We start from the raw sequence: 13319 nt of genomic DNA, 5'->3' as shown, positions 1-13319 counted from the left end.
GCACGATTGGTTGCGGTGCCCGCAAACCGACAGAACGGCAGTCCGATGAAATTTCTCGATGAAGCAAAAGTCTATATCAAGTCCGGTGATGGCGGCGCGGGTGCCGTGTCGTTCCGGCGTGAAAAATTCATCGAATTCGGCGGCCCCGATGGTGGCGATGGCGGACGCGGCGGCGACGTCTGGGTTGAGGTGGTCAACGGTCTCAACACGCTGATCGACTTCCGTTTCCAGCAGCATTTCAAGGCCTCGATCGGCCAGCACGGCATGGGCAAGACCCGCACCGGCGCCAAGGGTTCCGACGTGGTGCTGCGGGTGCCTGTTGGCACGCAGATTTTTGAGGAAGACAACGAGACGCTGATCGTCGACCTCACCAAGGAGGGCCAGCGCTTTCGCCTGGCCGCGGGCGGCAATGGCGGTTTCGGCAATGCCTATTTCAAATCGTCCACCAATCAGGCGCCGACGCACGCCAATCCGGGTCTTCCGGGTGAAGAAAAGACGGTCTGGCTTCGTTTGAAGCTGATTGCCGACGCTGGTCTCGTTGGCCTGCCTAATGCGGGCAAGTCTACATTCCTTGCAACCGTGACGCGCGCGCGGCCAAAGATTGCCAACTATCCGTTCACCACGCTGCATCCGAACCTTGGTGTCGCGACCATCGATGGCCGTGAATTCGTGCTGGCGGATATTCCCGGGTTGATTGAAGGCGCGCATGAGGGGGTCGGCATCGGTGACCGTTTCCTCGGCCATGTCGAGCGCACCCGCGTGCTTCTGCATCTCGTTTCCGCGCAGGAAGAGAAGGTCGGCAAGGCCTACAAGACCGTCAAAGCTGAACTCGATGCCTATGGTGGCGGACTGACAGACAAGCCGGAAATCGTCGCGCTGTCGCAGATCGACGTGCTGGATGAAAAGGAACTGAAAAAGAAGGCCAAGGAACTGGAAAAGGCCTGCGGCCGTCCGCCGCTTCTTCTGTCCGCTGCCGCGCATATCGGCATGACGGAAGCCCTTCGCGCCCTTCGCGACATCATCGTGTCGGCAAGCAATGGCGGCGAAACCGCCCTTCCCGATCGGTCCATGCCGCATGAGAGCGAGGTCGAGGAAGAGGACGACCGCCTATGAGCCTGACGCGCAAGCCGCTGGGCAGCCACCACCGGATCGTCATCAAGATCGGATCGGCGCTTCTGGTGGACCGCAAAAGCGGCCTGAAGAAAGACTGGTTGGATGCCATCTGCGAAGACATCGCGGCGCTGAAGAAAAACGGTGCGGATGTTCAGGTGGTGTCTTCGGGCGCTATCGCTCTTGGCCGCACCGTGCTCGGCCTGCCTTCGGGCGCGTTGAAGCTGGAGGAAAGCCAAGCGGCGGCGGCTGTCGGCCAGATTGCGCTGGCGCGGGCATGGTCGGAAAGCCTGTCGCGGCATGACATCGTTGCCGGCCAGATTTTGCTGACGCTCTCCGACACCGAAGAGCGTCGCCGTTATCTCAATGCGCGCGCCACCATCAACCAGCTTCTGAAGATCGGCGCTATTCCGATCATCAATGAAAACGACACGGTTGCGACTACCGAAATTCGTTATGGCGATAATGATCGCCTCGCTGCGCGCGTGGCGACCATGACGGGCGCCGATTTGCTGGTTCTGCTGTCGGATATTGACGGCTTGTACACAGCTCCGCCGCATCTCGATCCGGACGCCAAATTCCTTGACACGATTGCGGACATCACCCCCGAAATTGAGGCTATGGCCGGCGGTGCGGCCTCCGAGCTTTCACGCGGCGGCATGCGCACCAAGATAGATGCGGGCAAGATTGCGACGGCTGCCGGCTGTGGCATGATCATCGCGTCAGGCAAGACGCTCAACCCGCTCAAGGCAATCGAAAACGGTGCGCGCTCCTCATGGTTCGCGCCATCCGGAACCCCGGTGACGGCACGCAAGACCTGGATTGCCGGGCAATTGCAGCCCGCTGGCGAAATCCACGTGGATGCCGGCGCGGAAAAGGCCCTTTATGCCGGTAAAAGCCTGCTTCCCGCTGGCGTGCGGCAGGTCAAGGGCAATTTCGGGCGCGGCGATGCTGTTGCCATTATCGGCTCGGAAGGCCGTGAGGTCGCGCGCGGTCTGGCGGGTTATGATGCGGACGAAGCGCGTCTCATCATCGGCCACAAGTCCAATGAGATCGAGGCGATCCTTGGTTATGTCGGACGGGCGGCGATGATCCATCGCGACGACCTCGTCATGACCGGAGCAGCCGTAAAAGTTAAGAGTGCAGAGAAGGATGAGGTCCATGCCTGAACAGGCCGTGAAGCAGAGCCATGATATTGACGCGCTGATGATGACCATCGGCGCTCAGGCGAAAGCTGCTTCACGACCGTTGTCCATTGCCGGCGCGGACCAGAAGAACCGTGCGCTGCTTGCCATGGCCTCCGCCATTGAAGCCTCGAAAGAGGCGATCCTTGCTGCTAACCGCAAAGATCTAGCCGCGGCGGATCAGGCAGGTCTTGCGCCCTCATTCATCGACAGGCTGACGCTCAATGATGACCGGATTGCCGGTATCGCTGAAGGCATTCGTTCGGTCGCGGCGCTGCCTGATCCGGTCGGCGAAGTCATCGCCGCATGGGACAGGCCCAATGGCCTGAAGATCGAGCGCGTGCGCACGCCGCTTGGCGTCATCGGTGTGATTTACGAAAGCCGCCCGAACGTGACGGCGGATGCCGGCGCGCTATGTCTCAAGGCGGGTAATGCCGTGATCCTGCGCGGCGGCTCGGATTCGCAACATTCATCGCGTGCTATCCATGCCTGCCTCGTGGAAGGCCTGAAGATCGCGGGTCTTCCCGAGCATGCCATTCAACTGGTACCGGTGACCGACCGCGCCGCCGTCGGCGCGCTTCTCAGCGGCCTGAATGGCACGGTTGACGTTATCGTGCCGCGTGGCGGCAAGAGCCTCGTGGCCCGGGTACAGTCGGAGGCCCGCGTGCCGGTTTTCGCGCATCTTGAGGGGATCTGCCACATCTATGTCGATAAATCCGCTGATCTCGACATGGCAAAACGCATCGTTGTCAACGCCAAGATGCGCCGTACCGGCATTTGCGGGGCGGCCGAAACACTGCTGGTGGATGCTGCTGCCGTTTCCACCCATTTGCAGCCGCTCGTCAAGGCTCTGATGGAAGTCGGTTGTGAAGTGCGCGGTTCGCAGGCCGTACGCGAAGTGATGGCGGGTCTCGCGCCGGCAACGGAAGAGGATTGGCGCACCGAATATCTCGATGCAATCATTTCGGTCGCTGTGGTGGATGGCATTTCCGGTGCGATCGAACATATCGGCACCTACTCTTCCAACCATACCGAGGCCGTTATCGCCGAGGATGCCGAGGTGGTGGCGCGATTCTTCAACGAACTTGATTCGGCCATTCTGCTGCACAATGCCTCGACCCAATTTGCCGATGGCGGTGAATTCGGCATGGGCGCTGAAATCGGCATCGCCACCGGCAAGATGCATGCGCGAGGCCCCGTCGGCGTCGAGCAGCTTACCTCGTTCAAATACCGTGTGCATGGCACCGGCCAGACACGGACCTGATATTTGCCGGCCGATAAGCGCCTCGACAGACGTTATCTCACCATGCCGCATGTGGAGCGCGGCATGGTTGTGGGGCTGTTCGGTGGTTCTTTTAATCCGCCGCATGCCGGTCACGCGCTTGTTGCAGAGATTGCGCTGCGCAGGCTCGGTCTCGATCAACTGTGGTGGATGGTGACGCCAGGCAATCCGTTGAAAAGCCGCTCAGAGCTGGCCTCTCTCGAAGATCGCATCGCTGCCTGCGAAAAGCTCGTTCACGATCCTCGCATCAAGGTCACGGCTTTCGAAAAGTCGCTAGGCATAAGCTATACCGCTAATACGCTCGCCAAGGTGAAGGCGAAAAATCCGCACGTGCGCTTCATCTGGGTTATGGGTGCCGATAATCTCAAGAGTTTCCATCACTGGCAGAAATGGCGCACGATTGCTGAGACTTTCCCGATTGCGGTGATCGACAGGCCGGGTTCGACGCTTTCCTACCTCTCCTCCACCATGGCGCAGGCCTTCAGCCAGGCGCGGATCGATGAGGACGATGCCGGTGTTTTATGGAAAAAACCAGCGCCCGCCTGGGTTTTCATTCATGGACCGCGTTCCACGCTCAGCTCCACCGCGCTACGTAACGGCCGCAAATGACACGGCCGATCACAAATGATGTATGTGGCCGCCGTCGAAGGCTCCATATCTTGAAAAGTTAATGCTTTGATGCCACCTTCATTGTGTGACGCAGAGAATCGCGTCGCGCAGTGCCTGTTTTGTCATTCTTGGAAAGGAAAACCTCTGACAACAGTACACGCCAAGGGAAGAGCATTCGTTGCTATCCCGAAGGGCCAGGACAGTGGCGCCGATGCCGCCGGCCATGCCCTCGACACCGTCCTCGCGAGCCTCGAGGACTCCAAGGCTGAAGATATCGTCTCTCTCAACATTGCCGGAAAATCGGCGCTTGCGGACTACATGGTTGTGGTGTCCGGGCGGTCGAACAGGCATGTCTCGGCGATTTGCGAGCATCTTCTGAAAGACATGAAGGATGAAGGGTTCGGAAACGCCCGCGTCGAAGGTCTTGAGACCGGCGACTGGGTGCTCATCGATACCGGCGATATCATCGTTCATGTGTTCCGACCGGAAATCCGCGCTTTCTACAACATCGAAAAAATGTGGGCGACGCCGGACATGCCGGAAGAGACGCTGCATTGATGCGGTGAGCCTTTGAGCGAAGGCATCGTTTTTGCCGAAGATCGCCTGTGACTTCGGAGCGATGCTTCTGGCCGGAAATCAGGTCGGCCGCATAGGAATCCGCGCGCTATGCTGTTAAGAGCGTGGCCCATTGGGCTACGACACGTGCAGGTTTGCGATGCGGATTTCAATTTTTGCGGTGGGACGGCTGAAATCCGGCCCCGAAAAGGATCTTGCGACCCGTTATATCGAGCGCCTCGCCAAGACTGGCCCGGCGGTCGGGCTGGAATTTTCGCGGGTCATCGAAGTCGCGGAAAGTCGTGCATCAAACGCAGAAACCCGCAAGCGCGAAGAGGCGGCGATGCTGGAAAAGCATCTTTCCGATGGCGCAGTGCTCATCTTACTCGATGAGCGTGGCAAGGCGCTGGACAGCCCGGCCTTCGCGTCCTTTTTCGGTGATCTGCGCGACAGCGGCAAGCGCGAACTTGTTATCGCCATCGGCGGGGCCGATGGTCTCGATCCCGGCCTTTATGACAGGGCGACAGCCGTTCTCAATCTCGGCAAACTGACATGGCCGCATCAGATTGTCCGCATCCTGATTGCCGAGCAGCTTTACCGCGCCGTTACCATCCTATCCGGTCACCCCTATCACCGGGTATGACGCGGGGACGGATGCGGGTGCCGTCGCAATTTCAACATGAAACTCGGCGACACGGCTGACATGGGGATGGTCGTCGGCCGCCTTAAAGGCCTCTTGGAAGATCGCGGTAAAATCCCTAATATCGGCGCTCCCTGCTTCGGCATCAAAGAAAGTTCAGATGGACAAGAAGTCTCCAGGAAAACGGCACGCGGCCCTTGCGGGCGCGGTTCTCGCTGCTTTCGTTGTGGGGATTGGTCCGACCTATTCGCGCGATGATGCGGGCGCCGTTCCCACCGAGAATGGCGATCTATCTCCAGATGAGTTGCAGTCGCTGGAGAAGCGTCGTGACCAGAACCGTCAGGATCTTGAGGAACTGGTCGACAGTATCGGACTTTCCGAGGACAAAACAAGGAAGCTCGAGGAGAGCATCGCATCCCTCAATCAGGACAGCGCCCGTATCCGGGAAGAGCTGATCGCGTCGGCTGCGAGACGCAAGGCGCTGGAAACCAGGATCAGCGATGGTGAGGATCGCCTGGCCAAGCTTTCGGTGCGCGAGGACGGCGTCAAGGCGTCTCTACGGGAGAGGCGCGGTGTACTGGCTGAGGTTCTGGCCGCGTTGCAGCGCATGGGCAGAAATCCGCCGCCCGCCCTGCTCGTTTCGCCGGAGGATGCGCTTGCTTCCGTTCGCAGCGCCATTCTTCTTGGCGCCGTTGTGCCCGGCATTCGCGGTGAAACGGACAAGCTGGTCGCCGCTCTCAAAGAATTGACCGATCTCAGACAGGCAATCGCTCGCGAAAAAGACGATCTTACGGGTATGATGACGGCAAGTCTTGAAGAGGAAAAACGCCTCGACCTGCTGATTGCCGAAAACGACCGCAAGAACTCCCAGACGGCGGCGGAGCTGGAGGCGGAGCGCAAGCGGTCCGAAGAACTTGCGAGCAAGGCGACGAGCCTCGAAGGGCTGGTCAGTTCGCTTGAAGGCGAAATTACCTCGGTACGGGAGGCGATGGAAAAGGCGCGTGCGGAAGAGCAGCGTCTGGCCCGTCTTCCGGAGGCGGAACGCGAAAAGCAGCGCGCCGCGGCCGAGGCTGGAATGCCCGATAAAAACCGTATTGCGCCCGCATATCCCTTCGCGAGTTTGAAGGGAAAGCTGGAGTTTCCGGTGGCGGGCGAAGTGCTGCGGCGCTTCGGCGACGCGGATGGTACGGGCCATTTTTCCAAGGGAGTTGTCGTCGCGAGCGGCCCGGAGGCCATCGTGACGGCGCCTGCGGACGGTTTCGTGGTGTTTGCCGGCGATTTTCGCAGCTACGGTCGCATGGTCATCCTCAATACCGGCGATGGGTATCACGTGGTCATGACGGGCATGGATAATGTAAGAACCCGGCAGGGCATGTTCGTGTTCTCCGGAGAGCCGATCGCCTCCATGGGGGCAAAAAGAGTAGCGAGTGCAGCAGCATTGGCGCTGGAAACCGACAGGCCAACGCTCTACATTGAGTTCAGGAAAGATGGTGTACCGGTTGATTCCCAACCGTGGTGGACCGCAAAAAATACCGGAAGGGCGCACAATGATTCGTAAGGTTTCGCTTCTCCTTATCGGTGGGCTTATGGGCGCCACGGCGATGAGCGTGATTTATTCGGCGAGCATGCCGGCACAGGCGGCCGGGCCTTCGACCTATAAGGAGCTGTCGATCTTTGGCGACGTGTTCGAACGCGTGCGTGCGCAATATGTGACGCCGCCGGATGACGAGAAGCTGGTGGAAAATGCCATTAACGGCATGCTCAGCTCGCTCGACCCGCATTCAAGCTTCATGAATGCGAAGGACGCCAACGACATGCGCACCCAGACCAAGGGTGAGTTCGGCGGCCTCGGCATTGAAGTGACGATGGAAAACGAACTGGTCAAGGTCATCTCTCCGATGGATGATACGCCAGCATCCCGCGCGGGCATTCTTGCCGGCGACTTCATCTCCGAAATCGATGGTACGCCGGTTCGCGGACTGAAGCTGGAGCAGGCGGTCGAAAAGATGCGCGGCGCAGTCAAGACGCCCATCAAGCTGACCGTCATCCGCCAGGGCGCCGACAAGCCGCTTGAAATTACCGTTGTGCGCGACGTGATTGCCGTCCGCGCGGTCAAGTCGCGTGTCGAGGGCGACAATGTCGGTTATCTGCGCGTCATCTCCTTTACCGAGAAGACCTACGACGATCTCGAAAAGGCGATCAAGAAGATCAAGGCGGATGTTCCTGCCGACAAGCTGAAGGGTTACGTGCTCGACCTGCGCCTCAACCCGGGCGGTCTGCTCGATCAGGCGATCAATGTCTCCGACGCCTTCCTTGAGCGTGGTGAGGTCGTTTCAACCCGTGGCCGTAACCCCGACGAGACCCGCCGCTTCAACGCAACGGCCGGCGATCTGACCGACGGCAAGCCGGTGATCGTGCTCGTCAACGGCGGTTCGGCTTCGGCGTCTGAGATCGTTGCCGGCGCTCTGCAGGATTTGCGTCGCGCGACCGTTGTCGGCACGCGCTCCTTCGGCAAGGGTTCGGTTCAGACGATCATTCCGCTCGGCGAGGCCGGTGCGCTGCGTCTGACCACCGCGCTCTATTACACGCCGTCTGGCAAATCGATCCAGGGAACAGGTATCGAGCCCGATATCAAGGTAGAGCAGCCTTTGCCGCCGGAATTGCAGGGTCGCGTCACGGCAGAGGGCGAATCCAGTCTCTCCGGGCACATCAAGGGTCAGAGCGAAACGGACGAAGGTTCGGGTTCTTCGGCCTATGTTCCGCCGGAGGCCAAGGACGACATCCAGCTTAACTATGCGCTTGACCTGTTGCGTGGCGTCAAGACGGATCCGTCTTTCCCGCCCAACCCGGAAAAGGCTGTGGTCAACAAGCAATAAGAGCGTTGTGCCGGCTTCCGGCACTCCATCTCGATTGACAAACCCTCTGGACGGATCGTTCATTGCCTTCGGACCTGCGAAAACCGCTTCTGGGTCGTCAGAAAAAAAGCGCCGGTATCAACCGGCGCTTTTCCGTCATTATGGTTCTGGCGGCGCTTGCGGTTCTTTCCATCGGCGGACTGTCCGTCTACACGGCGCTCTCGCCCGGCAATCTGCAGAGGACGGCGACCGGGCCGGACCTTGAACTGCCGCCTGCGCAAAACAAAGCTGAACCATCCGTACCGGACGGGGAGGCCGAAACGGCTGGTCTGCAACCGGAAAGTGGCCGATCTGGCGCGAACATCAATCGTGCGACCATGCCCGATGGTAATGTTGTCTCAGTCTATTCTCCTCGGCCCCGTGATAATGACGGGCCTGTGTTGATGAGCGGCCAGACCTATGGCCAGGACCCGCGGATGGCCACGCGGCCCAACGAGGAATTGCTTGAGGATACGGCCTTTGGCAGGTTGCCAGTGGTGGGCGCCGACGGATTGCGGCCGATGGAGCAATATGCGCGGCCCTGGTCGGGAGCGCGGGGCACGCGGGTGGCGATCGTGGTCGGTGGTCTCGGCCTCAGCCAGACAGGCTCGCAAAAGGCGATACGGGAACTGCCGCCGGAGGTGACGCTTGGCTTTGCCGCCAGCGGCAACAGCCTGCAACGCTGGATGCAGGAAGCACGCCGTGAGGGGCACGAAATTCTTCTCCAGATACCGCTGGAGCCCTTTGGTTATCCCGGCACCAATCCCGGCCCGGATACATTGATTGCGGACGATCCCGCCAAGGTAAACCTCGACCGGCTGCATCGATCCATGGCCAAAATCACCAATTATACCGGCATCATGAATTATCTCGGCGGGCGCTTTCTCGCCGAGCAGGCGGCGCTGGAGCCGGTGATGCGTGATATCGGCAAACGTGGTCTGCTATTTCTGGACGATGGTTCGTCAGCGCAGTCCCTGAGTGGCGGGATTGCAAAGGCCATCTCTGCCCCCCAGGGTTTTGCCGATATTCTGCTCGACGGCGAAGTGACCGAAGCTTCCATCTTGCGGAAGTTGGACGAATTGGAGCGGGTCGCGCGCCGCAATGGTCAGGCGATCGGGGTGGCTTCTGCTTTTGATGAAAGCATTGCCGCGATCTCGCGGTGGTCCCGGGAAGCGGCGGGCCGCGGTATCGAGATCGTCGGCGTTTCCGCCCTTGTTTCGGAGCCGGCGGGGCAGTAAACCTTGCCTGCGGCCATTTCCGCGCCCTTGTGGCGCTCAGACAATGCGGGAAACCCATGACAATCAAAGCAGAAGATTTGCCCTATCGTCCCTGTGCGGGGATGATGGTTCTGAACGCCGAAGGCCTGGTGTGGGCCGGCCGGCGCATCAAGGAAGGCAATTCCGAATATGATGGCTCGCCGCATTTGTGGCAGATGCCACAGGGGGGCATTGATGAGGGCGAGCGGCCTCTGGCCGCGGCCATTCGCGAGCTTCACGAAGAGACGGGAATGAAAACGGTGCGGCTGCTGGCGGAAGCGAGCGACTGGATCCACTACGATCTTCCGCCGGAACTGATCGGCATCGGATTGAGGGGTAAATATCGCGGCCAGGCACAGCGCTGGTTCGCATTCCGGTTCGAAGGCGACGAAAGCGAAATCCAGATCGATCCGCCACCGACGGGGCACGCAGCCGAATTCGATGCCTGGGACTGGAAGCCGATGGAGAGCCTGCCTGAACTCATCGTTCCGTTCAAGCGCGGCGTCTACGAGAAAGTGGTTGCCGAATTCCGGCACCTTTCCGATAAATAAAAAAGGCGGCCGCCGGCCGCCTTTTCCGTATTTTAGTGGTCTTCCGCTTCGTTGGCGGAATCCGCATTGAGCTGGCCGTATTTTTCTTCGCCGATCTTGCCGAGCAGTTCGAGCTGGGTCTCGAGGAAGTCGATATGACCCTCCTCGTCGATCAGCAGCGTTTCGAACAGCTTCATCGAAACGTAGTCACCGGCCTCATGACAGATATCGCGGGATTTCTTATAAGACGCTCTTGCATCATATTCACCAGCAAGGTCGGCTTCGAGCACTTCCTTGACATTCTGTCCGATACGCAGGGGAGCAACGGTCTGGAGGTTGGGATGGCCCTCCAGGAAGATGATCCGGTCGATAAGCTTGTCTGCGTGCTGCATCTCTTCGATGGATTCCGCACGCTCCTTCTTGGCAAGCTTGGTGTAACCCCAGTCATTCAGAAGCCGGTAATGAAGCCAATACTGGTTTACTGCACCGAGTTCGAGAAAAAGGGCTTCGTTAAGCCGCTCGATGACTCTTTTGTCGCCTTTCAATGTCCGCTCTCCTGTTCTCTTCGTGGAATCGCTTCAGGCGGGACATAAAATCAAAAACATCAGCCTCAGTCGAGTGCCGACGGGCGTGATATTCTTCCGTGGTTTTGATAATCAGGTCGACAACGGTCGGAAAACAGCCACAGCAGCGACCGCGCTTTTCCATGGCATGATACACTTTTGCGGGAACGATAAGCTGCCAACAGTCCTCAACGAGGAGCTCGTTGATAACGTCCTTGATCTCATGATCGGTGATGTAATTGCAGCTGCAAACCAGCATGATGGACTGCCTGTATGACGCAACACGTTGTTTTCGTTCTTAAACCAAAACAGGACAGCGAATGTCAAGAAAAACCTCTTTTCAAATTCATAACGATTTTCTAGACTCGTTCTAAACTATACGAAAAATGTCGTATTTTCATTGGTTTAGCTGTCTCTTTTTTACGTCCTGTCCTGCTCAAGTTTTCGTGCGCGCCAAAATGTGCTGTCACGATATCACGAGAAGTTTACTGATCTGAGCCGGCCGGAGCAGCAGGCGTGTAAATGTCAGGCGAAATATTGACCGCCATTGGCCGTCATTGTGGAACCGGTGATAAAGCCAGCCTCGTCCGAGACGAGAAACAGGACGCAACGCGCGATCTCCTCCGGTTCCCCAAGCCGTCCGATGGGGATTTGTGGCACGATCCGCTCGGCCAGAACCTTCTCCGGGATCGCTCTCACCATTTCCGTGCCGATATAGCCGGGGCAGATGGCGTTGACGGTGATATTGCGGCTTGCGCCCTCCTGCGCGAGCGCCTTGGTGAAGCCGATATCGCCGGCTTTCGACGCGGAGTAATTGACTTGGCCCGCCTGACCCTTCTGTCCATTGATGGAGGAAATATTGACGATGCGGCCGAAACCGCGCTCCCGCATGCCCGGCCAGACGGGGTGGGTCATGTTGAAGACGCCGGTGAGGTTCGTGTCGATGACGTCACGCCACTGCTGCGGTGTCATCTTGTGAAACATGGCGTCACGGGTGATGCCGGCATTGTTGACGAGGATTTCGACCGGCCCGAGGGTTTCCTCCACCTTCGCGATACCGTTGACGCAAGCATCGTAGTCGCGCACGTCCCACTGGAACGCAGGAATGCCTGTCTCCGTCTGGAATGTCTCCGCCCGGTCCGTCGTGAAGGCATAGTTGACGGCCACCCGATAGCCGGCTGCCTGCAGGGCGCGGGCGATGGCGGCACCTATACCGCTCGTCCCGCCGGAAATCAAAGCAACCCGGCTCATCTAGGCCTCCATGACCTGTCATTGAAGCGCCTGCAGTTGTGCAGGTGCTTGTTCGTCGTGCTCAACCGCCACAGAAATGCGGCCAATGGGAGGCCGCTTCTATCCTATTGTCCGCTGAACCGGAATTGCTTTTTGGCAAGTGCGGGCGGTCCGCGCGTCAGAGCGCCTCGATGCACATGGCTACACCCATGCCGCCGCCGATGCAGAGTGTCGCAAGACCCTTGGACACGTTACGGCGGCGCATCTCGTAAATCAGGGTGTTCAGGACGCGGGCGCCCGAAGCGCCGATCGGATGGCCGATGGCAATCGCTCCGCCGTTGACGTTGACGATATCAGGATCAAGGCCAAGCTCGCGCACGACGGCACAGGACTGGGCTGCAAATGCTTCGTTGGCTTCGACGAGGCCGATATCGCCTACCGACCAGCCGGCCTTGGCCAAGGCCTTGCGGGAGGCGGGAATGGGGCCGGTGCCCATGATCTGCGGATCGACGCCCGCCGTCGCCCAGGAGGCAATACGGGCCAGTGGCTTGATGCCGCGCTTTTCTGCTTCCTGTTCCGACATCAAAAGCGTGGCGGCTGCGCCGTCGTTCAGACCTGAGGCGTTCCCCGCCGTCACGGTGCCGTCCTTGTCGAAGGCAGGGCGCAACTTGGCCATTGTTTCCAGCGAGGCGCCAGCGCGGATATGTTCATCGGCGTCGATGACGATATCGGCCTTGCGGCCCTTCACGGTGAAAGCGACGATTTCGTCCACGAAACGTCCGGCAGCCTGTGCGGCTTCAGCCTTGTTTTGCGATGAGACCGCAAACTGGTCCTGCTCATCCCGGGAGAGTTGCCACTGGCGGGCTATGTTTTCAGCGGTGATGCCCATGTGATAGCCGTAAAAGGCGTCGGTCAGGCCGTCCTTCAGCATGGTGTCGATCATCTTGAAGTCGCCCATTTTCACGCCGCCACGCAAATGGGCGCAGTGAGGTGCCATGGACATGGATTCCTGACCGCCGGCGATGACAATGCCCGCATCACCCGTCAAGATTTGCTGCATGCCGAGGGCCACGGCGCGCAGTCCCGAGCCGCAGAGCTGGTTGAGGCCGAAAGCGGTCGCTTCCTGTGGAATGCCTGCCTTCATTGCCGCTTGCCGCGCCGGGTTCTGCCCTTCGCCCGCGGTGAGCACCTGACCGAGAATGACTTCATCAATTTCGTTCGCCGCAACGCCGGCACGTTCAAGCACGGCACTGATAACGGTCGCGCCGAGTTCGTGGGCTGGCGTATTGGCAAAGTGGCCATTGAAAGAACCGACGGCGGTGCGCGCAGCGCTGGCAATCACGATTGAAGGCAGGGTCATTTGTTTTCTCCTCACTTGCGGGCGGAGACTGGCAAAGCTTTCAATCCAAGTCAAATGACGAAAGTTGCTTTAAAAGATATTGCTAAATCACATTGGAATCTTGCTA

The 13319-nt window shown here is 59.2% G+C and carries 14 protein-coding genes; 10 read left to right on the top strand and 4 right to left on the bottom strand.

Annotation, left to right across the window (positions count from 1 at the left end; translation table 11 throughout):
- Positions 1 to 45: 45 nt before the first annotated feature.
- From obgE to BTN45_RS12790, 10 genes are all read left to right on the top strand, one after another.
- Complete coding sequence (gene obgE, locus BTN45_RS12835) at positions 46 to 1113, top strand: GTPase ObgE (RefSeq protein ID WP_004444121.1); 1068 nt, start codon at positions 46 to 48, stop codon at positions 1111 to 1113.
- Positions 1110 to 2279 carry a glutamate 5-kinase gene (gene proB / locus BTN45_RS12830; RefSeq protein WP_207588164.1) on the top strand — a complete coding sequence of 390 codons (1170 nt, stop codon included), beginning with the start codon at positions 1110 to 1112 and terminating at the stop codon, positions 2277 to 2279. The genes obgE and proB overlap by 4 nt, the downstream gene beginning before the upstream one ends.
- Positions 2272 to 3558, top strand: coding sequence for a glutamate-5-semialdehyde dehydrogenase (locus BTN45_RS12825; RefSeq protein WP_042936043.1), 1287 nt, complete (start codon positions 2272 to 2274; stop codon positions 3556 to 3558). The genes proB and BTN45_RS12825 overlap by 8 nt, the downstream gene beginning before the upstream one ends.
- Before the next feature lie 3 nt (positions 3559 to 3561).
- On the top strand, positions 3562 to 4185 hold the full coding sequence (locus tag BTN45_RS12820) for a nicotinate-nucleotide adenylyltransferase (protein ID WP_004444115.1): 624 nt from the start codon (positions 3562 to 3564) through the stop codon (positions 4183 to 4185).
- A gap of 69 nt (positions 4186 to 4254) precedes the next feature.
- The gene (gene rsfS / locus BTN45_RS12815; protein ID WP_006698315.1) at positions 4255 to 4743 is read left to right on the top strand and encodes a ribosome silencing factor; all 489 of its coding nucleotides are present in this window, start codon (positions 4255 to 4257) and stop codon (positions 4741 to 4743) included.
- 157 nt (positions 4744 to 4900) lie between these two features.
- Positions 4901 to 5383 carry a 23S rRNA (pseudouridine(1915)-N(3))-methyltransferase RlmH gene (gene rlmH / locus BTN45_RS12810; RefSeq protein ID WP_004444109.1) on the top strand — a complete coding sequence of 161 codons (483 nt, stop codon included), beginning with the start codon at positions 4901 to 4903 and terminating at the stop codon, positions 5381 to 5383.
- Positions 5384 to 5540: 157 nt separating this feature from the next.
- Positions 5541 to 6938, top strand: a complete 1398-nt coding sequence (locus BTN45_RS12805) for a murein hydrolase activator EnvC (RefSeq protein ID WP_207588162.1) — start codon at positions 5541 to 5543, stop codon at positions 6936 to 6938.
- A complete protein-coding gene (locus BTN45_RS12800) occupies positions 6928 to 8256 on the top strand; it encodes a S41 family peptidase (RefSeq protein WP_004444102.1) in 1329 nt (442 codons plus the stop codon). The genes BTN45_RS12805 and BTN45_RS12800 overlap by 11 nt, the downstream gene beginning before the upstream one ends.
- Before the next feature lie 62 nt (positions 8257 to 8318).
- Entirely contained in the window at positions 8319 to 9512 is a 1194-nt protein-coding gene (locus BTN45_RS12795) for a divergent polysaccharide deacetylase family protein (protein ID WP_207588161.1), read from the top strand.
- Positions 9513 to 9568: 56 nt separating this feature from the next.
- Positions 9569 to 10081 (top strand): RNA pyrophosphohydrolase, encoded by a 513-nt coding sequence (locus tag BTN45_RS12790; RefSeq protein ID WP_022557006.1) that lies wholly within the window; start codon positions 9569 to 9571, stop codon positions 10079 to 10081.
- A 32-nt stretch (positions 10082 to 10113) separates the two neighbouring features.
- On the opposite strand, the gene bfr is transcribed toward BTN45_RS12790, so the two are convergent.
- The 4 genes from bfr to BTN45_RS12770 form a co-directional block, all read right to left on the bottom strand.
- Positions 10114 to 10605 carry a bacterioferritin gene (gene bfr / locus BTN45_RS12785; RefSeq protein ID WP_004444094.1) on the bottom strand — a complete coding sequence of 164 codons (492 nt, stop codon included), beginning with the start codon at positions 10603 to 10605 and terminating at the stop codon, positions 10114 to 10116.
- Entirely contained in the window at positions 10571 to 10882 is a 312-nt protein-coding gene (locus tag BTN45_RS12780) for a (2Fe-2S)-binding protein (protein WP_207588160.1), read from the bottom strand. The genes bfr and BTN45_RS12780 overlap by 35 nt, the downstream gene beginning before the upstream one ends.
- Positions 10883 to 11148: 266 nt before the next feature.
- On the bottom strand, positions 11149 to 11874 hold the full coding sequence (gene phbB, locus BTN45_RS12775) for an acetoacetyl-CoA reductase (RefSeq protein WP_022557005.1): 726 nt from the start codon (positions 11872 to 11874) through the stop codon (positions 11149 to 11151).
- A 157-nt stretch (positions 11875 to 12031) separates the two neighbouring features.
- Positions 12032 to 13213, bottom strand: a complete 1182-nt coding sequence (locus BTN45_RS12770) for an acetyl-CoA C-acetyltransferase (protein ID WP_022557004.1) — start codon at positions 13211 to 13213, stop codon at positions 12032 to 12034.
- Positions 13214 to 13319 lie beyond the last annotated feature (106 nt).

This window comes from Rhizobium sp. ZX09 (assembly GCF_017357485.1).
Classification (GTDB): domain Bacteria; phylum Pseudomonadota; class Alphaproteobacteria; order Rhizobiales; family Rhizobiaceae; genus Agrobacterium; species Agrobacterium pusense.
This window is presented reverse-complemented; position numbering and strand designations above follow the sequence as displayed.